The organism is Streptococcus mitis, from assembly GCF_003942865.1.
Taxonomy (GTDB): domain Bacteria; phylum Bacillota; class Bacilli; order Lactobacillales; family Streptococcaceae; genus Streptococcus; species Streptococcus mitis_BI.
The window spans coordinates 1-538 of the sequence record NZ_RJNZ01000037.1 but is presented as its reverse complement, the minus strand read 5'-3'; the positions used below and the strand labels follow the sequence as shown (position 1 = coordinate 538).

The window sequence follows — 538 nt, the reverse complement described above, 5'->3', positions numbered from 1 at the left end:
CGTGATTGTGATGGTGTGTGTTCCGTTATTGTTGTCTGTAACGGTTACTTCTGGTGTGAATCCATCTTTTCCGTTCTCACCCTTGTCACCTTTTGGTCCTTTGATGTTGCCTGCTGGTTCCCAAGTGTTACCTTTCTTAACGAATACATCTCCTGTTTGTGTATTTACGAATGTGTCTCCATCTTTACCTTGGTTCTCTTTTGGATCTACTTTTCCGTTTAATACTTCTTTACCATCACGACCAGATGCTCCCGCAGCTCCGTCTTGTCCGTCTTTAACTACTGTTGTTTGAACAAGTGTGTCNGTTCCTTCTGTGTAGTTTCCATCGCCATCTTTGTCAATGTAGAAGGTTAATGTAGTTTGTTTCTTCGCATCATCTCGTTCTGCTTTGACTTTTGGTGTTTTTCCATCTTCACCGTTTTTAACGATGGTTGTTAATGATGGTTTGTTGTCTGGTTGCGTGATTGTGATGGTGTGTGTTCCGTTATTGTTGTCTGTAACGGTTACTTCTGGTGTGAATCCATCTTTTCCGTTCTCA

General features: G+C 41.7%; 1 pseudogene. It reads right to left on the bottom strand.

What is annotated here, in order from left to right:
• Positions 1 to 538 (bottom strand): annotated as a pseudogene (locus tag D8845_RS10175) (YSIRK signal domain/LPXTG anchor domain surface protein); the annotation flags it as partial.